The organism is Paenibacillus sp. FSL K6-1566 (genome assembly GCF_038050475.1).
Lineage (GTDB): Bacteria > Bacillota > Bacilli > Paenibacillales > Paenibacillaceae > Paenibacillus_AQ > Paenibacillus_AQ lactis.
In genome coordinates this window covers 3,789,299-3,809,069 of sequence record NZ_JBBOSR010000001.1, presented here as the reverse complement: position 1 = coordinate 3,809,069, position 19,771 = coordinate 3,789,299, and the positions used below count along the sequence as shown (strand labels likewise).

The 19,771-nt window shown below is 50.3% G+C and carries 18 protein-coding genes; 17 read left to right on the top strand and 1 reads right to left on the bottom strand.

The genetic code is table 11. The annotated features are described in order from the left end of the window. Positions 1-20: 20 nt before the first annotated feature. The 5 genes from NST08_RS16735 (at position 21) to NST08_RS16715 (ending at position 5,821) form a co-directional block, all read left to right on the top strand. Entirely contained in the window at positions 21-1,547 is a 1,527-nt protein-coding gene (locus NST08_RS16735; RefSeq protein ID WP_245256025.1) for an extracellular solute-binding protein, read from the top strand. Positions 1,548-1,627: 80 nt separating this feature from the next. Next, the gene (locus NST08_RS16730; RefSeq protein WP_341033492.1) at positions 1,628-2,524 is read left to right on the top strand and encodes an ABC transporter permease; all 897 of its coding nucleotides are present in this window, start codon (positions 1,628-1,630) and stop codon (positions 2,522-2,524) included. A 1-nt stretch (position 2,525) separates the two neighbouring features. Next, on the top strand, positions 2,526-3,392 hold the full coding sequence (locus tag NST08_RS16725; RefSeq protein WP_210094958.1) for a carbohydrate ABC transporter permease: 867 nt from the start codon (positions 2,526-2,528) through the stop codon (positions 3,390-3,392). 41 nt (positions 3,393-3,433) lie between these two features. Next, positions 3,434-4,183 (top strand): glycerophosphodiester phosphodiesterase, encoded by a 750-nt coding sequence (locus NST08_RS16720; RefSeq protein ID WP_341342018.1) that lies wholly within the window; start codon positions 3,434-3,436, stop codon positions 4,181-4,183. Positions 4,184-4,567: 384 nt separating this feature from the next. After that, the gene (locus tag NST08_RS16715; protein ID WP_341342017.1) at positions 4,568-5,821 is read left to right on the top strand and encodes an MFS transporter; all 1,254 of its coding nucleotides are present in this window, start codon (positions 4,568-4,570) and stop codon (positions 5,819-5,821) included. 66 nt (positions 5,822-5,887) lie between these two features. On the opposite strand, the gene NST08_RS16710 is transcribed toward NST08_RS16715, so the two are convergent. Further along, on the bottom strand, positions 5,888-6,691 hold the full coding sequence (locus tag NST08_RS16710; protein ID WP_028404232.1) for a phytanoyl-CoA dioxygenase family protein: 804 nt from the start codon (positions 6,689-6,691) through the stop codon (positions 5,888-5,890). 178 nt (positions 6,692-6,869) lie between these two features. Here NST08_RS16710 and NST08_RS16705 point away from each other — a divergent pair, with 178 nt between their 5' ends. The 12 genes from NST08_RS16705 (at position 6,870) to NST08_RS16650 (ending at position 19,760) form a co-directional block, all read left to right on the top strand. Then, positions 6,870-7,670, top strand: a complete 801-nt coding sequence (locus NST08_RS16705; protein ID WP_341342016.1) for a helix-turn-helix domain-containing protein — start codon at positions 6,870-6,872, stop codon at positions 7,668-7,670. A gap of 100 nt (positions 7,671-7,770) precedes the next feature. Further along, on the top strand, positions 7,771-10,278 hold the full coding sequence (locus tag NST08_RS16700; RefSeq protein WP_341342015.1) for a WG repeat-containing protein: 2,508 nt from the start codon (positions 7,771-7,773) through the stop codon (positions 10,276-10,278). Between the two features lie 289 nt (positions 10,279-10,567). Beyond that, positions 10,568-11,884, top strand: coding sequence for a hypothetical protein (locus tag NST08_RS16695; protein WP_341342014.1), 1,317 nt, complete (start codon positions 10,568-10,570; stop codon positions 11,882-11,884). A gap of 245 nt (positions 11,885-12,129) precedes the next feature. Then, entirely contained in the window at positions 12,130-12,234 is a 105-nt protein-coding gene (locus NST08_RS16690; protein WP_232239234.1) for an ATP-binding protein, read from the top strand. A 49-nt stretch (positions 12,235-12,283) separates the two neighbouring features. Then, positions 12,284-13,030 (top strand): AAA family ATPase, encoded by a 747-nt coding sequence (locus tag NST08_RS16685; RefSeq protein WP_341342013.1) that lies wholly within the window; start codon positions 12,284-12,286, stop codon positions 13,028-13,030. 10 nt (positions 13,031-13,040) lie between these two features. Beyond that, complete coding sequence (locus NST08_RS16680; RefSeq protein WP_007131293.1) at positions 13,041-13,673, top strand: RNA ligase family protein; 633 nt, start codon at positions 13,041-13,043, stop codon at positions 13,671-13,673. Between the two features lie 251 nt (positions 13,674-13,924). Next, on the top strand, positions 13,925-14,728 hold the full coding sequence (locus tag NST08_RS16675; RefSeq protein WP_007131294.1) for a hypothetical protein: 804 nt from the start codon (positions 13,925-13,927) through the stop codon (positions 14,726-14,728). A gap of 30 nt (positions 14,729-14,758) precedes the next feature. After that, positions 14,759-15,820 (top strand): suppressor of fused domain protein, encoded by a 1,062-nt coding sequence (locus tag NST08_RS16670; protein ID WP_341033486.1) that lies wholly within the window; start codon positions 14,759-14,761, stop codon positions 15,818-15,820. Between the two features lie 27 nt (positions 15,821-15,847). Continuing rightward, positions 15,848-16,780 (top strand): metallophosphoesterase, encoded by a 933-nt coding sequence (locus tag NST08_RS16665; RefSeq protein WP_051425035.1) that lies wholly within the window; start codon positions 15,848-15,850, stop codon positions 16,778-16,780. Between the two features lie 113 nt (positions 16,781-16,893). Continuing rightward, the gene (locus tag NST08_RS16660) at positions 16,894-17,802 is read left to right on the top strand and encodes an alpha/beta fold hydrolase (RefSeq protein WP_028404238.1); all 909 of its coding nucleotides are present in this window, start codon (positions 16,894-16,896) and stop codon (positions 17,800-17,802) included. Between the two features lie 219 nt (positions 17,803-18,021). After that, a complete protein-coding gene (locus NST08_RS16655) occupies positions 18,022-18,936 on the top strand; it encodes a helix-turn-helix transcriptional regulator (protein ID WP_028404239.1) in 915 nt (304 codons plus the stop codon). Next, the gene (locus NST08_RS16650) at positions 18,933-19,760 is read left to right on the top strand and encodes an NAD(P)H-binding protein (RefSeq protein ID WP_028404240.1); all 828 of its coding nucleotides are present in this window, start codon (positions 18,933-18,935) and stop codon (positions 19,758-19,760) included. Before NST08_RS16655 ends, NST08_RS16650 begins: the two co-directional genes overlap by 4 nt. Positions 19,761-19,771: the final 11 nt, after the last annotated feature.

The window sequence follows — 19,771 nt, the reverse complement described above, 5'->3', positions numbered from 1 at the left end:
GGTCACCCGAAGTGAAAAGAATGCTTTCCATGATCATGATTGTGAGCGTCGTATTATTGTCGATCGTAGGATGTACATCGACGGGACAACAGGATGCCGGCACGGCTTCCGGAGATAACGGGGACAAGGAGAAGAAGAAAATCAAAATTGATATGATGATCGCCTCTTGGAAGGGAGGGGGCTGGCCGGACAACAACCATCCGATTATCAAGCACATTAATGAAAAATTTAATGTGGATTTGCAAATTCAGTGGGTACCGAATGCAAATTTTGCCGAGAAGCTGAACGTGATCGCTGCATCCGGCAAGCTGCCGGACGTCATAAGGATGGATAGTCCAAGCCTCTATTTAAAATGGGTAGAACAGGGAGTATTCCTGGATTTAAAGCCCCATTTAGCCGAGTATTCAAGCTTGCAAAACATCGCTAAACCTGAGGAATGGGCATTGCTGAACCCGAAAGATCAGATTTTCGGCATTCCGATATACGCCACAGCTCAAAATACCATTTATGTAAGGGAGGACTGGCTTGCTAAACTGGACATCCCTATACCGACCGCGGAAGAATTTACGATCGATAAATTTTATGAAATTGCCAAGGCGTTCACCACTCAAGATCCGGACGGCAACGGAAAGAATGATACCTTTGGGTTTTCAGCGCTCGGCAATTCGAGTCTCTTTGGCATTCCGGAGTTGTTCGCAGCCTTCGGATTGGCGAATGGCTGGAAGGAAGAGGGCGGCCAGTTGATTCCAATGCAAGTACAGTCGGATGAATGGAAAGCATTCCTGACCTTTATGAGTCGTGCATATAAGGAAGGAGTCCTTGACAAAGACTTCATTACCAACACAAATTTCAATGAGAAATATGCGCAAGGTAAAGTAGGTTTTGCCGACATGCATTATCAGTTCAGCCAGCAAACGAACCAACAGCTGCAGACCATTTCCCCTGGTGCCGATTTTGTGGAACTCAGCCCGCCGATGGGAAATAACGGGTCAAGGGGCAACTCAACGCCGACGAGTGGAACGATAAAGGTCGTGTTAAGCAAGGACGTGGATGACCAGAAGCGGGATCGCATTTTGCAGCTGTTTGATTGGTGGGTATCTCCAGAAGGCGAAGACATCCTAAAGAATGGAATTGAAAATATTCATTACAAGAAAAACAGCAGCGGAGCCTATGAGATGACCGGCGAGTTGAAGGCTGAAGGCGAGGGGCGCCAAAGCCTCTTATGGAACTGGGTGCTACGGAACAACAACAATACGTTTAACACGTATAAATGGAGCGATCCTACTTGGGCAAAGGAAATGGAGCAGTCCATTGCTAATGCTGGCAAATATCCATATAAGAACGCGTCGGACGCCTACATCTTCTCGTCAAGAACCTATCTGGAGAAGGGGTCGGCATTGAATGAAAGCTTCCACAAAACCGTGATCGAAATCATCGCAGGGAAGAAGCCGATTGAAAGTATCGATCATGCGATTACGGAGTGGAAGAGTAACGGCGGGGATAAGATCATAGAGGAAGTGAATGCCGCGTTTACGGCGAATAAATAACGTTCGTCTGAAGCTCCCGAGCGGCAGCAACCTTTCGGGAGTGTTATTTTCCAGACAGGCTTAAATGGAGGAGTGCAGTAATGAATGCGTACTGGAAGAGAGCATTTCCGATCTATTTCATGATCTTGCCGGGTTTTCTCTTTTTTATCATTTTCAAGTATATCCCGATGATCGGGATCTCCATTGCATTTATAGATTATAGCCCCTTCAAAGGGATAACGGGAAGCGAGTGGGTAGGACTTCATTATTTTCGCAGATTATTTGCTGAAGGCGATTTCCTCGTGCTGCTCAAAAATACGCTGCTGCTAAATCTGCTTGACGTTGTGTTCTTTTTTCCTGCTCCCATTCTAGTCGCCTTGCTCCTTAATGAAGTTAGAGCGAAGCGCTTCAAGACGGCGGTTCAAACCATTCTGTATGCACCTAATTTTATTTCCTGGGTCGTCATCGTCGGCATTACCATTCTGCTATTCGCAACCGGCTCCGGAGGGATCAATCAGATTCTGGACAATTGGGGGCTTGGCCCGCTGGAACTGATGACGGATCCCCAATACTTTCGGTGGGTGTGGCTGCTGCAGAATATTTGGCAAGGCGCGGGCTGGGGAGCGATCATTTTTCTCGCTGCTTTGTCTACCATTGACCCCACCTTGTATGAGGCGTCCACGATGGATGGCGCGAACCGCTGGCGCCAGGTCTGGCATATTACGCTTCCCGGCTTGCGAAACGTAATTGTCATCATGTTTATATTACGGTTCGGCCATATCATGGATCTCGGCTTCGAGCATATTTTCTTGCTCCAGAATCCGATGAATCAAGACGTTTCCGAGGTATTTGAGACGTTTATTTACAAAACGGGCCTGATCCAAGGTGATTACAGTTACTCAACGGCTGTCGGTTTATTTAAATCCGTTGTCGGATTGGTGATGGTATGGTTCGTTAACCGGCTGGCCAAACGAATGGGGCAGGAGGGAGTTTTTTAAGATGCGGCATGAAAAAGGCCTTGACCGGTTATTTACGATTCTTGTGTATTTCATACTTATCCTTGCGGCAGCCATGGCGATCTTTCCCTTGTTTTACGTGCTCTCCGTTTCCTTCTCAACAGAAATTGAGTATTTAACGCGCGGGTTCTTCGTGATCCCGAAGCAGTTCACCCTGGAAGGATACATGTATTTATTGGGACATCCCGGGTTTACCTCCGCATTTCGAAATGCGGTTATTCTTAGCGCGGTTGGAACGGCGCTGAATATTGTGCTGACCTCCCTCATGGCATACGGATTGTCCAAGCGGTGGCTTAGATTTCGCAGTTCCTTGAATTTTATGGTGTTCTTCACATTGTTATTCTCGGGCGGAATGATCCCAACCTATCTGGTCGTGCGGTCTCTCCATCTTTTAGACAGCTTCTGGGCGATTTGGTTAAGCACCGCAATAGCGCCGTTCAATGTTATTGTGATGCGAAGCTTCTTCCAGTCCATGCCTTCCGAGCTTGAAGAATCGGCCAAAATCGACGGAAGCGGGGAATGGCGTTTGTTTTTGTCGATTATCGTCCCGCTCTCCAAACCCGTGATCGCTACGTTTACGTTGTTTTATTTGGTAACCAATTGGAATACGTATTTTACTGCGATTCTTTATTTAAACGATGCTGACTTAATGCCGCTTCAAGTATTCCTAAGACAGATGCTGGTTGAGGACGATCCTACAATATCCAATGCGTCCAACGTCATGTATAAGTACACGCCTGCAGCCAAAATGGCGGCGATTATTTTAACAGCCTTGCCGCTGCTGGTGATCTTTCCGATCTTGCAAAAGCACTTCAATAAAGGAGTAATGCTTGGATCGGTTAAAGGATAAGTAGCAGATTAAATTAATATCGATACGAGGTGAGTAATAACATGATTAGTAAACCGAAATATGTAGCCCATCGCGGATTAAGCATGTTCGCACCTGAGAACACCATTGCAGCATTTGAATTGGCGGGCAAATCGGGCTTCTGGGGGATTGAATGCGATACTTACTGCACGACGGATGGTCGCTGGATTGTCCATCATGATCGGACCGTCGACCGAATGACGAACGGGACGGGGAGGACTAAGGATTTTACGTTTGAGGACATTCGCAAATTGGATATCGTTGCAGGCAACGGAATTGACGACTACAATGGCTTGTACATTCCAACGCTTGAGGAAGTGCTGTCTGTCTGTTTATCCTACGGGATGCACGCTTTTGTCGAAATCGAGGAATATCATCAAGACGGTGATCTGGAGGTGCTGGTAGAGCTTGTGCGCAGTGTGGGCATGGCGGAACAATGCAGTTTCATTTGTTTCAATGCCGATGATCTGTTCAAGGTGCGGGCGATTGATGAAACGGTGCCGCTTGGCTTTTTGTCAGCCAAACCACCTGCTGCTGAAGACCTGCAGCTTATTGGCCGGCTGCAGCCAGCTTTTCTAGATTACGACTACCGGACAACGACGCCCGATGACGTACGCAACTGCATCAGGGCTGGAATTGACGTCTCGATCTGGACCGTTAACGAAAGAGAGATATCTCGGCAGTTTGAAGAAGCGGGAGCAACATATATAACAACCGACACGATTTTGTGGAAAACGATGGAGCCAGGTGATATTTACTTACCAAAGAAATGACAGAAGCCAAGAACGTACATGAACAAGAAGCCGTGATCTCCACGGCTTCTTAGTATTTAAGGATAAAGAAACTCAATGAGCCAAAGTATGCGGAAAGCGGATGTTTGAAAAAATACTGGAATGTTCTGTGGCTTGGCGTCTTTTTCCCGGCTTTGGCAATGCTATACTTTTTGACGGAACGAAGGGTGCGGCAAGACCGCAAATAAAAAGCGATGCATGTTTTTAACAAGAGGTTATAAGATAATAACTTAGAAATAATCTGTAGGATGTATGGGTATGGATCGCAGGTGGCAATATTGAGCAATCAAGAAGAAATGTCTCCTCTCGATACACGCTATAATAAGTGTAATTTGCGTGAGAGAAAACATATGAAAGGGTGGGACGATGTCGGAAACCGAAGATGCTCAGAAAATCCATTGGAAAAGAAACATCATTCTCTTTTTAAGCAGCCAGACGCTCTCGCTGTTCGGTTCTGCCTTGGTGCAGTACGCCATTATGTGGCATATTACGCTGACGACACAGTCAGGCATTATGATGACGCTGTTCATTATTTGCGGTTTTATACCGACGTTTCTACTATCGCCGTTCGCAGGCGTATGGGCGGACCGGTTCAATCGAAAATCGCTCATTATCATTGCGGATGCCATGATCGCGGTGGTAACGCTCATCTTGGCCATCACGTTTTTGCTCGGTTACCAAGCCGTATGGCTGCTGTTTGTCATCGCCGCGGTACGCGCACTTGGTGGAGGTATTCAGACACCCGCTGTTGGAGCGATATTGCCTCAAATCGTACCTCAGGATAAGCTAACCAAGGTGAACGGCATTAACGGAAGCTTGCAAGCGCTCATGATGTTCGTTGCGCCTATTGTCAGCGCTGCTTTGCTAACGATGGCTACAATCGAAATGATTTTTTTCATCGATGTCGTTACAGCGGCGATCGCGATCTTTATCTTGTTCTTTTTCCTTAAAATCCCGTTGCATAAAAAGGCAGCTGACACGCAAAACACAGGCTATCTCGACGACTTCAAACAGGGCTTGGTGTATATTGGACAACATGCCTTTCTCAAATCATTCTTTATCTTTTTTGCCATCTTTTTCGTGCTTATGGCACCTGCGGCATTTTTGACTCCGCTGCAAGTCACACGCACTTTCGGAGACGATGTATGGCGCTTGACCGCGATCGAAATCGCGTTTTCGGTAGGCATGATGGCAGGTGGGGGGATTATTGCGTCTTGGGGCGGCTTCAAAAATAAAGTCTACACGATGGCGATTGCCAGCCTCGTAATGGCATTGTCCACATTCGCGCTTGGCATCGTCCCAGTCTTCTGGTTGTATCTAGCCATTATGGCTGTATTCGGGGTAGCCATGCCTGTCTTCAATACGCCGACGACCGTCATGCTGCAGGAGAAGGTGGATGAAAACTATTTAGGACGGATCTTTGGCGTCTTTGGAATGATCTCGACTTCCATGATGCCGATCGGGATGTTGATCTTTGGACCGCTTGCCGATGTGGTCAAAGTCGAATGGCTGTTGATCGGTACCGGATTGCTTATGCTCGTGCTGACTGTATTCTTCACCCGCAACAAGCGATTGGTCGAAGCCGGGAAGCCGCTTGTGGTCGCAAACGCCCCTGAGTAAGTATCGGATATCCATTCTAATACGAAGCCCGTAAATGCTCAGGCATTAGCGGGCTTCATTACTGTCTCAGTGATAGGCCGGCGTTTCGATGCCGCAGGGGCCTCCGTCAGGATTGCCTTCGAGCTCAAGCGTAGTCCCGTCGGCACGGTAGAGCGGATTATACCAGCGCGAAATTTTGTCGGCACTGGAGTTGGCGTAGTGACAAATGAACGCCCGGCGGAATCGGTCCTTTGATTTGTTGCGATATGAGCCGTGTATCAGATTTCCGTTGAAGAACAGCACATCACCTGGATCCATGACGGCCGGCACCGGCTTCTCGTCTTTTGGCGGTTTAACATAGTGCGTTGTGAACGACTCCTTAGAATCCGACACATCGGGACAGACGATCTCGTACGTGTTCGTTTTCGGCACAAGCAGCATGCAGCCGTTCTCCTCGTCGCACCGGTCGATCGCCGTCCAAGCGGCGATGCAGTTGCCCGGCTCAACCTTCAGATAGAAGTTGTCCTGATGCAGCGCCTGTCCTCTGGAACCCGGAGGCTTGTAGTAGAACATGCTCTGTGCTGCGTAGGCTTCCTCGCCGTACAGGTCCTCGAGAATCGCCATGACGCCGGGATGTAGCATATACTTCATGGCCACCGGATTGAACCGATGCGGATGCATGACACGGGGGAACCGCTTCAGCGGGTCGGACCGGTCCGCACTCAGATCCGGTTCGAAATGGCCCGGGATCGTTGTTTGTCCGATCTCATCGAAAGTCAGGCGGATCTCATCGACCTCTCCCGGATGAAAAACCTCTTTAACGATTAGATAACCTTCCGTTTCAAATTGCTTCATTTGCTCTGTGGACAACGTTTTTAACACCTTTGACATATTGACTGCTCCTCTCCGAGATGAATTATCTACAGTTTAATGGAAGAGAACGCAGGCTTGAAGTCGCATTCATGCTCATAACAGGTTGGATTCTGCTATCCTGCTGGACAGAATGTGCAGAACACCTTATTTTATCAGGAGAAGGAATCAAGGAATATTCTCATGGGAGGAGAACGCATTGGTTGAAAACCAACAGCAAAATGGAGCTAAAGACGGGAGGATATTGATTGGTCATTTCCGGGAGAATGAAGAATATTCGATGACGCGCTCGAACGGAATCGATGACTGGCTTATCTTTTACACCATCGAAGGGGGAGGGTATGTGCGAACCCCCGCGGGTGAGAAAACATGCGGCCCGGGTGATGTCGCAGTCATACGCAGAGGAGTGCCCCACACGTACGGGACGACGTCGGGCGGGATATGGCATTTCATGTGGGCGCACTTCCAGCGGCTGCCGGAGACAACGCTGCTGCCCGATGACGAAGTATCGGTCTGCAAAATGCCGAACGGCACCATGCAGCGACGCGTGCTGCGGATATTCCGGACGCTGCTGCATGATTTCCGCGATCGCGGGAAGCTGTGGCAGGAGCTGTGCGAGAATCAACTGAGCAGCGTGCTCCTGCTTGTCGCCGAGCAGCTTGCAGACCGGCATGACCCAAGGGTTAGCCAGGTGCTGCGCATTCTATCCGTTCGGATGCAGGAGCCTCTGACCATCGATGAGCTCGCAGCTGCGGTGAGGTTGTCAGCTTCTAGGCTATCTCACTTGTTCAAAGCAGAGACCGGACAGACGATCCTGGAAACGTTGAATGGCATGCGTCTTGAGCAAGCTGCGCTGCTCATGACCCACGCCGGCCGCACGGCAAGTGAGGCGGCAGTCGATGTTGGCTTTCAGAGTTACAATCATTTTGCCGCACTGTTCCGCAAACGTTACGGCGTCGGCCCGGCGAACTATCGCAGAAAAGGGTCGGCTGCAAACTAAGAAAGAACTGGGATTATGTCACTACTCCCATGAGGGCATATTTGACCATCGTCAGCATACGATTAGGCGAGACTGCTTCTGAGCAAGGGAGGATACCCAAATGACCGTTAACGATCAGCAGCTGGCGCAAATCGCTAAAGCCTATCTGCCCCATGGTGCTGAGCTTGTCACCATTGGAAAGCCTATGGAGCATGCGGCAGTTATCGCTGCCGACATCACGGGAGATCGGATTCCCGAAATAGCCGGTGTATATCGATGGAATGATGAGCTTTATCTGTTTGTGCTGCAATACCGCAATGTCGGCTATGAGGTCATGGCCAATATCATGGGGCAGGGGTATGCGGTCACTTTATTAGGTGCGGTCCCTGTGATGGCTCCCGGCAAGAACCAAATTATCGTTGGCTGGCAGGTTGGCTCCATCTGGTCCAAATTATCAATTTACGACTGGACATCGGAGGGACTTAAGGATATCGCACCTCCTGAAATGAGTTACAGCTATATCGATGTGTTGGATATCCCGGGAGGTTCGGGACCTGATGGCCAAGCTGAAATTGTGTTATGGATACACGATACGGGCGAAGCCTATCGAGTCGAAGTCGTCAGGTGGAGCCAAGGAAGGTTTGTGACCGCGCCGGATGTTTACCCTCATTACTTTCCTGTTGTCGTAAGATACTACGAGAGGCTGACGCAAAAACATCCGGATTATTCCTTCTATTGGTATTACTTGGCGGATGCCCAATATCGGGCGGGGATGCCCGAGGCAGCTTTGGCGTCGGTTCGCATGGCACTCCGTTTCCCGGAGCCTTACCCTATGCGCGAAACGCTGTTAGAGCTTGAGAGCCGGATCAAGCAAATGCTGGCCGGCAGGTGGGAGCCCCGGCAGCCGGTCGGATTATTTCCGGCTTCCGTAAAGACCACGAGTGGAACCAAGTGGGGATATATTGATCGCAGCGGAAAATTAATCATACAACCAAAGTATGAGGATGCACAGGATTTTCAGGATAATGGACTTGCCATCGTAGGGATGCACGGCAACTATGGTCTTATTGACAGATCTGAACGTTATGTAGTGGCACCCATATATCAGTCCATTAGTCCGTTCTCGGAGCATCGGGCGATTGTGATCGATCATCAGGGATTTAAAATGATTGACGAACAGGGAAATGTGCTGACACGACGAGCATATCCGTACATTTCGGTACTGAAGGAAGGCAGGGCGGTTTATTATGTAACCGATCAGGGCAGCGGTAATGGAGCGGCCAGCCGATACGGATATCTTGATGCAGAAGGTCGGGAGGTGATACCTGCCCAATTCGAGGAAGCAAATGATTTTGCCGATGGGAAAGCCGTTGTGAAGATAAAAGACAACCATTACGCCCTCATAGATCCCCATGGCCGGCGATTGGCCGACTATCCATTTGCCTATGTCGGACCGCTTGGCGATGGGCTGCTGGCTTTTCAGCAGGATCCAAATGGCAAATATGGTTACATCAACGAGCAGGGGAATATCGTTATATCGCCGACGTACACCTCGGCATTCCCGTTTCATCAAGGCAGAGCGATCGTGAACACGGCGGAGGATTACAGGTGGAAGTACGGGGTCATTGATTCACAAGGTAAATGGATCATCCAGCCGGAGTATAACGATATTCGGGATTTGAATGAAGAACGGTTTGCGCTTGGGCGTGCAGTTGATCCCGAACAGCCGTATATTGGTTCGATCTATGCCATTGCAGATTGGGAAGGGAAGAGACTTTCTGAATTTATGTATCGTGATGTCTCGGACTACCAGCACGGCTTGGCTTCGGTTTATGACGGGAAGCAGACGTATTTCATTGACCGTACAGGACACCCCGCCCCAGGATATCCTCGAGTGGACGGCAGCGGTTCGCTCACGCTGGAACCCGGAGGGCTAATTAAGGCATTGGTCGATCAGCGCTTGTCTTACCTGGACCGGTCAGGTCACGTCATATGGAGACAGAACACGGTAATTCCCCTGAACCCGCCTTATCAGGTTAGGGAAGAGAAGTATAAACCCAATCCGGATTACTTAGTCTATTATCCACAGCTCGAAGGTATGAGGGATCAAGCAGCTCAGCAAACGTTGAATACGAAGCTTAAAGACATGTCGCAGGTGAAGTACATTCCTCCGAACCAACAGCTGGATTACTCGTACACGGGTGATTTTGACGTTATTTTCTACAAGCACCAGCTTCTTGAACTGGAGCTCACCGGATACAACTATCCCTTCGGTGCCGCTCATGGCATGCCTTCCAAAGTGTTTGCCGCGATCAATCTTGACAATGGGAGGATCTATGAATTGAAGGATTTGTTTAAGCCGGGCAGCGATTATGTGAAGGAGCTCAGCCGCATCGTTGGCAAGCAGATTCAAGAGGATCCGCAGTATTCGTATGTATTTCCGGATAGCTATAAGGGAATTGCGCCGAATCAGCCCTTTTACGTGACCGAGGACGCGCTGCATCTTGTGTTTGCCCCCTATGAGATCGCTCCTTATGCCGCTGGTTTTCCGACATTCACGATTCCATTCACTCAGATCATGAACATCATCAATACCGAGGGTGAGTTCTGGAGAGCATTTCATTCTTAGGACTTTATACTCAATTATCAATTGGGTGGCCGTGTTTAATGCTTCTCCCAGATGGAGGGTTGGAGGAGGAATTGTTAGAGTACAGTCACAAAAATACAAGGGATTCCCCTTAGGCGCTGACTTACCCGATCGACCCATTCCTTCTCCGTTCGTGCGTATGTAGGATCTCCCGCCATTCTGAATACTTTGTACCTACCGCTTCCTTGCTTTTCCAGTGTATCATGAAAAGATGGTCATAATGCTGCGGCATGAACACAGCTTCATGATGTACATAGGGAGACGATTGGATATGAATTGGTTGAACACAGAGATAGCACAGCGTTGGCGGACAGAAGGAAAGAGATACGCTTCCGAGATCAACGAATATGTGCGCATCGGCATGGAGAACGGTTGGCCAGAAGAGCTGCAGCCCCCTGAGGATGATCAGCGCAGAAGCATTGCCGGGGATATTCTTCGCATGATCCAGGGCGCCAATCAGGCTGGGGAAACAAAGAGGCTGCGCGAGGAAATTCCGCCGGCATCCTGGCCGATCACGCCTGAGTTTGGAGATCGGCTGCAGCCGATAAACCCGTTGACCTTTTTACGGGATGGGAGCTTGCTGGTCCATGCCGGCAACCAGAGAACACGCGGGACGCTTTATTTGGCGCATGGGGAGCAGCTGACCACGGTACCGGATGCAAACTTTGCCGGAGGCTCACGGGATGGCGCATATGTGGCACTTGTCAATGAAGAAGGCATTCGGGTTGTCGAAGGGATGACCGCCGATTCGGATGGAGCACAGGTTGCCGTGTATCCGTGGGAGGAAGTGCAGAGCAAGCTGAAATTGGCGCTTCCGAACCTCGAATCCCTTGCCGATGTGGAGCACCCCGAAAATGTGGTAGATGAGCTGATCCCTTTTGACGGGGGAAGAAAGCTGCTGCTCGTTTGCGGATACGGCATTTATTTGGTAGATCATAAGGGCGGGGTCGAACTGCTTAATCCTGAACATGCGGATCTCATCGAGTACGAGGAAGAGGATACGATTGTGGATATGGCTCACGGAGATGTTTCTCCTGATGGCCGGTGGCTGGCTTACGGCTCGCAATCCAGTTCGCATTTTTTGAAAGACCTGCAAAGCGGAGAGGTACATGCATTTGAACCGGCGTCAAGCTATCCGCACTTCGCGCGGTTTTCGAAGGATAGCCGCGAGGTATGGTATAATGCGTGCCATTTTTACAACGGGGCGACGTTCAAAGTGCCGCTGACGGAGGACGGACAGGAGAGCTACGGCGATATCGAGAAGGAATGGCCTATGATGAATGAAGAAATGCGGGTGTACGCGGCTGCCTCGCTGAAAGATGGATTCATCCTCGGAGATGCCTACGGCTATCTTAAGTATATCGATAGAGATGGCCGAGAGATCTGGCGGTATTTCGTCGGCAGCACCATATTTGGCATGACTGCTTTCGCGGATGAATCGATGCTGGCTGTCGGCACATATGGGGGCATGCTCCATCTACTGAAGCTGGATAGCGGCCAAAAAAGCGAATACAGCATTGGAACCGCAAATGTTATAGAGACGGGGCGCTGGGTGCTGTGGCGGGATCAGGAGCCATTGCGCTGGTAAGAAGATTCAATTTGGTCCGGAGTGCGATAACAATTGAATGAAATGAAAACTGCACCAATGCAGAAGGAATAGACACGTAAATTTTGCGGGATAGCAAGCCCCTCTATTTTTGTTCAATCGGCGAATGAATGTGTTGTATCCTTTCATTCGCCGATTTTTTTGTTTTTATGTGGAGAGCTGCCTGTATTTTTGGGCGGAAATGGTTGATTTACTATCATTCAGCACACGGAAAGGAGGTGATGAAGATGAACACCATTCATATGCTGTCCGGCATTCCCGGCAGCGGTAAAAGCCAATACGCGAAAGAATGCTGCAAACGGGAAAGAGCCGTACACCTACCGGATTTTTGATGAAGCTTTTGCCGAGATTGAGCAGGCGCTTGCGTCCGGGAGAAACGTCGTGTTTGACGCTACCAATGTTGCCCGCAACCGAAGAGTTCAATTCCTGAAGCGATTTAACAAGGTTCCGGTGGAATGCCATGTCTGTAACACGCCCTACGAATTGGCCAGGGAACGGGTGCAGGCGAGACAGCGTAAAATCGAGGACAAGGTCCTTGAGAAGTATGCCAAAAACTTCGAGTTTCCCTTGCTTGCCGAAGGCTTCAATCAGCTGCATATCGTCCATACGCCGGCAGATGTCGGACTTGAGCGGGCCGAGCTGGAGCAGCTTCTTGAACGGAAGCCGGGTCATGACGAGCTGTTTGCTTACTTGCGCCATTCTCCTTATTTCAGCGTGATGCTGGGATATGACCAGGAAAATCCCTATCATTCCAAAACCTTGTCCGAGCATACGCATGCCGTTCTGGAGTATATCCATGCGTTTTACGAAGGGGAGCATATGCTTGAGATGCAGCTGGCGGCTTTGTTTCACGATACAGGCAAACCCCTTTGCAAGGTATGGAAGCCGAACCGGGGATATTACTCATATTTTGGACACGAGCATGTATCCGCAGGGATCGCCTGCCATGTTCTGAAGGAACTGGGGTATGGCGATGATTGTATTTTACATGTGGTGAACATGGTGAGCTTCCATATGGAGATTCTGCACGGCGGTGATGCCGGGGCCTCCAAGATCTACCATCTGCTTGGCGGCCGGATGCTGGCAGAGCTGTATTTCTTCGCGGAAGCGGACACGTTCGCCAAATAGAGGTGATGAGATGAATAAAGTGAAATATCCGAAAACAATGCATTTGCCGTGGTCCAGAAGCTATACGGACGATGATAAAATTTTGCGGAGCACGGACCATTTTGCCGGACAAGAGGTTGTCATAACCGAGAAAATGGATGGAGAGAACACAACGATGTACTCGGACTTCATTCACGCGAGGTCACTCGACAGTAAAGACCACTCTTCCCGGCACTATGTGAAGACGCTGCACGGAGGAATCCGGTATATGATTCCGGAAGGGTACCGGCTTTGCGGGGAGAACGTATATGCCAAGCATTCGCTGCTGTATACATCCTTGCCCGGCTATTTCATGCTCTTCTCGGTTTGGAACGACCGCAATATCTGTCTTTCCTGGGATGAAACCGAAGCATGGGCGGAGAAATTGGGGATTCCGCTTGTTCCGGTTCTGTACCGCGGAGTGTGGAGCGAGGAAGCCGCCAAGCAGTGCTACACGAAGCAGTCCCGATGCGGCGGAGAGCAGGAGGGCTACGTGGTACGGCTCGCCTCAGAATTTCCTTATGAGGACTTCAAGCGCTCGGTCGCCAAGTTTGTCCGGAAAAATCATGTGCAAACCGACGAGCACTGGCTCAGTAAGCCAGTTGAGCCTAATGTTTTGGCCTAGGGTGTAAACGAGAGAATAAGCACGAAGACAGCAATAACCAAAACGGATGAGGAGGGTTTATCATGTAATTCACTCGGAATTCCTAATGATTATTCGATCATGGGTCAATTCGTTGAATCCGACATACATAAAGATAATGACAATTGCCTTTGCACGTTTATCAATGAGAAACTATGGGCTGCATAGAGCCTTATATCGAAATACATACTACATAACTTTTCACAATTGCGGCAAATACGGAGGTGGTTGCTTTGAGTACTGGCATCGCGATTTACGATACGGAGAAAATAACAGCGCCAGAGGCACTCGAGATCGGGCTGTCTTTTTTTGAGGCAATCGGCGTCAGCGTGAACTCTGCCACGTATTATAGACTTTTAAGCAACGGTGATCATGAAGGAGATCACGATCTGTTCGAGATTTCCCCGGATCGTTTAAGAGAGAACGTGTTAAGAGGAGAATGCGATGCGTTCTGGCTCTATCACGAGCGAAAAGGCTCGGTTCCTTGGCATGCCGCATTCAGCAGGCAAACCGGTGAATTCGGAAGTTTTCCTCATCTTACCGCATTTTGTGAATGTTCACTTGAAGAAGCTTACGCCTCGCTCACAGCGTGGCTTAAAAGCTTGGCGAAGCGGTTTCCCCGCTTTGCTTACGGGATTGTCTATTCCACCGAAAAAATGACTAACGCATATCTTTATGCGGCAGGGAATAGCGGGGTGACGCTGTTCCCGTACGAGAACGGTTTCGCATTTAGCAAAGAGACTCCGGGACTGTATAAGGGTAAGGGGCGGTATTCAGGGGAATTGCTGCGGATGGTTTACCCATGCAACCTGGTGAACAGTCGCCATTTACATATCGAAATCGGCGGAGTAAAGCTGGGAGAATGGATTACGGGCAGTCGGGAACATGGCAAGCTAACGAATATCGGAAAGGAACATTGGCTGTGGGAAGTGGAGACAACGCATCTTGACCAGATAAATCAATTATGCGGAGAAGCTGGATTTCTGGTGGCCTGGAAGCCTCGACCACTGAAGAAGCCGCAACGAAAGCTGCCCTGACCAGGGTAAATACAAAATGGAGGGAACAAGATGAACGAAGAAGCAGTTACAACCGGCTGGGATGCAATTGAAGAGCAAATGAAAAAGCTATATGGGGCGCAGGAGCCTAAGCACTACGGTACGGTGATTCCTTATATGTTGGGTGGTAAGGATCCGCTGGACGGTCTGAGCGCCTACAAAGCGGAGAACCCGCTGCCGCATTGGCATATCGTGACGTTCGGCTTTTCCGAGCTTTATGAGAAAGAGTCGGAAAATAAGGAGTATAGCGGATATGGATTTGAACTTACGTTTCGGGTGGCGCGCACGGAAGACGAGGAAGAGCCGCCGATGTGGGCGCTGAACCTGCTTCAGAACATGGGACGGTATGTTTTTAGCAGCGGGAACGTTTTCGCCTCCGGCGATTACTTGGATGCCAACGGTCCGATTTGTTTAGGAAGCGATACTCAGTTAACCGCGCTTGCCTTCGTAGAAGATCCTGAGCTCCCTAGCGTCGTTACGCCTAACGGAAAAGTTGAGTTTTTGCAAATGGTTGGAATTACGGAGGATGAGCTCGAGGCGATGAAAACGTGGAGTACTTCGGGCGTATTGGGTGCCAGCCAAACGAACCTTCCCGGGTATATCACCGATTTGTCCCGAGACTCCCTCTTGCGGATCCCTTCAATAGCGGAAACCGTCCAAAGAGGTTTGGAGCAGGAAGGTTCGAATACCGGATTTTTATTTGTGGATCAATTGGCTTGGGAGCCCGGCAAAAGCCGGCTGTTTAGCAAGACGCCGACCGTGCTCACCTTGGGGGCAAAGCAAGCGGGAACGGTCGGCAAGCTGCTTCGCGGAAGGCTTCTGAAAGGAAAGGACTTGACATTGGCAAGCCAAGACTTGAGAGTTGTGTTGGAGCCTGGTGCGGAAACCGGCTACGAAGCAGGAGAGCAAGAAGTACGGCTCAGGCTGGATGAAGCGACTGCGGACGAGCTCTCGCGAAAATTGCTTCCGAAGGAAGACAGAATCGAGTTGACTGCTTATAAAGGATGTATCATTCAAGTCGTTAAAACCCATATCAAGGACCAAGATGGTAACGTCGTTTCCACCATTGGGTAAAGCGTAAAATCAGGAGTTGAGGCTGCAATGAAATCACGTCGCAAAGGGGAGGCTCGGCTGAACGTGGTCAGCATCGCGGAGGAGCCCGTCGAGCAGCTGCCTTATACGGCAGCCGCTCCAGGGAGCAGAGGGGTCATCTATGGATATTTACCGGTTTATTTTGGAGGGATGCTTGGGCTTCCGGATGAAGTAGACGCACTAATCCTAGCTTCGGATCTGCAAGGCGTCGCAGGACACTTATCTGCTGATGAAATGCATAGCCCGCGGCTGATCGGCGAGGAGCTGCCCGAAATGCTGGCCTTGCTGCTGGAAAGCTATTGTCCCCGGTGTGATCCTGAACGTATCGTCGTGCTTTTGTGTGGTGACCTGTACGGCGACCCGGCTCAAAGAGGTTCAAGCGGCGATCCGCTTCCGGTGTGGGAAGCCTTTCGCTCGCATTTCGGCACCGTGCTTGGCGTAGCGGGAAATCACGATATGGTTACGGCAGAAGGGAAAGCAAGGCTTGCTGCAGCCCCGGGTATTGATTTTTATGGCGAGCCTAGAACGGCGCAGCATAGCGGGTTGAATATTGCCGGGCTGGGCGGTGTGACAGGAAGAGCGGGCAAGCCGAATCGGATGTCGGAGGAAGAGTACATAGGCGAGCTACAAAAACTGCTCCGACGCAATCCGGATGTGCTTATGCTGCATCAGGGTCCGGATGTGCCTGCATACGGGCTTCCCGGCCATGCCGGAATCCGGCGAGAGCTTTCGGCCGGGCCTCCGTTGCTTCTTTGCTGCGGGCATGTCCATTGGGACCGGCCAATGGCGGAGCTGGACAACGGCACGCAGGTGATCAATACCGACGGGAGAGTGCTATGGTGTTTGCCGCTGCGGAGTTGGATTAAATCGAAAAGTCTACTTTTTCAAGCGGCTTTCGAGAATAGTACACGCGCAAAGCTAACCTCAAGAAGCTTGCCGTAGCTGCCGATAGAGCACATCACCGTAAAAAAATGGTGAAGCTGATTTAACTTCGCATAAAAATGATCAGTCCTAGCAGCCAGGTGGTCATTATATAGAAGGAAGAGGGGGTTTCATTGAAGGGTACCTTCATCAAAATACGTGGGAAAAGCTTGTATGTCGAAATTCACGGGAACGAGGAAGCTCCCCCGCTTTTGTACCTCCACGGAGGACCAGGAGAAAGCTGTTATGAATTCATGATACATCAGGCAGATCGTCTCTCGGAAAAACTTCGGCTAATTAGTATGGACCAACGCGGCGTTTGGCGATCCGAAGCAATCGAGGAAGACGAACCCTTAACCATTTATGATTTGGTGGAGGATTGCGAGCAGCTTCGTAGACAACTGGGGATACAAAAATGGGCGGTTCTTGGGCATTCATTCGGCGGATTATTGGGGGTGCTTTATGCTATCCATTATCCAAACTCTGTATCGTCCTTGATCTTGGAAGGCCCATCATTTGATTTAATAAAATCAATCAGAAACTGGCTGCGCAAAGCTGCAAGCCTGTATGAAAGCATTGGCGATGCTGAAAAAATGGCAGCCTGTATTGACATCGCCAACGGAGCTCAAACGCCGCCAGAAATCTTGGATGCTTTTATTGAGCTAGGTCAGGGACTGGGAGATTTAAGAATGAAGGTTTATACTCCGAACGGTGGCAGCAACTACACCAAGATGATATATTCGGAACGTGAGAGGGAAGAGTTTGGAAGAAGGACGAATATTCATGTTTCGAAAATTTTTGCCGAAGGACGGATATTCGATTCATTACTTCCCAAGCTTAAAGAACTGACATTGCCTGTACTCTTGATCAAAGGCCGGCATGACCCCATTATTTGCGAAGAGCAGACTGATTCATTTGTGAATGACGTCAGAAACGGGCATTTAAAGGTATATGAAGAAAGTGGTCATTTGCTTCACTTTGAGGAACCGGAAAGATTTGCGATGGATGTTATCCAATTTATATTAGAATCCAATCATAACTAGTTTTATACCGCAGCGGCAGTCTGAAGTTAGTGACTGCCGCTGTTCAACTTTTACCTGCAACATTCGTTTGATCCGAGAGGTAGAACAATAATCCGGGTGCCGCTTGAAGCAAAAATAATTGCGGCCGATTTAATCCTGACAACCATGTTGTCAGAATTCGTCAAGTAGGATCATAGCTAGATGATCCGAAATAGTTCATCGACAGAGGAGAGGATCACCGTGAGACTGGAGCGTTTGCTTGGAATGACGCTTGAGCTGATGGCCAAAAAAAGAGTGACCGCAACGGAGCTAGCCGCCAAGTTTGAAGTATCGGTGCGCACGGTTTATCGTGACGTCGAGTTAATCAATCTGGCCGGAATTCCGGTCGCATCGTTCACCGGCGCAGACGGCGGATTCGAGCTGATGGACGGATATTTTTTGACAAGGCAGCACTTCTCAGTCGACGATCTGTCGGTCATCTACACGCTCTTGAAGGCGATGGAAGGTTCGATGGGAGGCGCCGTAGCGCCTGCGATGCGGAAGCTGGTCAGCCTGCATCCGGGCCTGGCGAACGAAAGCAACCGCGAGGCGGTTATTTTGAGCATGAGCGCATCGGAGAGCGAACGTGATAGGATTCGGCAGCTGTTTCAGGCAATCCGGCAATCGCGCATCGTTCGACTGGCATACACGAGCGCATCCGGCACACCGTCCGAGCGCAGCGTGGAGCCGGGAAAATTGCTCTGGGAGAAAGGTGTCTGGTATTTGGAAGGGTACTGCAGGTCACGCCGAGGGAAAAGGTATTTCCGCATCTCGCGGATTACGGAACTCCAGGTGATGGAAGAAACGTTTATACCGCAGCCCCTACTTGATGAGCCGGAACAGGAAGAAGTGCATGGGATTCATGCGCATCTTCGGTTCGACCTAGCGGTACGTACTCGCGTACTGGAGCAATTCCCGGGAGAATGCACGTATCAGGGCGATTGCGTTGAAGTTCGCACGATCTTTTATAAAAAAGAGTATGCATTGTCGGTCATCACGAGCTACGGGACAAATGTTGACATCATATCGCCGGAAGACCTTCGGCGCGACGTCATCGCGCATATCGAAGCCATTCGCCAACACTACGCGAAACCACGAGGAGGAGATCGGATATGACGATTCTGGTAACAGGGGCAACAGGTACGGTTGGACAGCATGTGACGGAGCTGCTGTTGAAACAAGGCGCATCCGTGCGCGCATTAACGAGAAATGCGGAGCGGGCGAGAAAGAAGCTGCCGGACGGCGTGCAGATCGCCGAAGGCGATTTGATGAAGCCGGGTACGCTGAAGGATGCATTGCAGGGGGTAGAGGCAATCTTCCTGATCACTTCAAGTGACGAACCGAACGCGGATCTTAACACGGACCCGGAGATGGTGGCGCTCGCGAAAGAGGCTGGTGTAAAGCGCGTTATCGTTCTGGTCGGCTATGAAGAGGGGCCGGTCGAGGCAGCACTTAGAACAAGCGGCATGCAATGGACGCTGGTGAAGCCTGCGGAATTTATGGCCAATGCCTTGGTGGATTGGCGCGATACGATCCGTTCGGAAGGCGTTGTCCGGGAGTTTTATGGAGATGCTCTCAGCGCGCGCGTGCACGAAGAAGACATTGCGGAGGTTGCGGTCCTGGCCCTGCTTGAGGATGGACATCACGGACGCAGCTATCCGCTCACCGGACCCGAAGCGCTTACGCGTAAGGAAGCAGTACGGACCATCGCTGCAGCGATTGGCAAGGAAATCCCGTTCGTCGAACTGACAGAGGAAGAAGCAAGGCAGCAGTGGCGGCAGCAGGGGTATGACGAGGAGAGCGTCGAATTTTTCGTGCAGATCGCAAAAAATCCGCCGGAGGCTGGATATACGGTGCTGTCGACGGTCCAGCAGGTGCTCGGGCGGCCGGCGCGTACGTTCGCCGATTGGGCAGCCGAGCATAAACGGGAGTTTCTATAAGAGATTGGAGG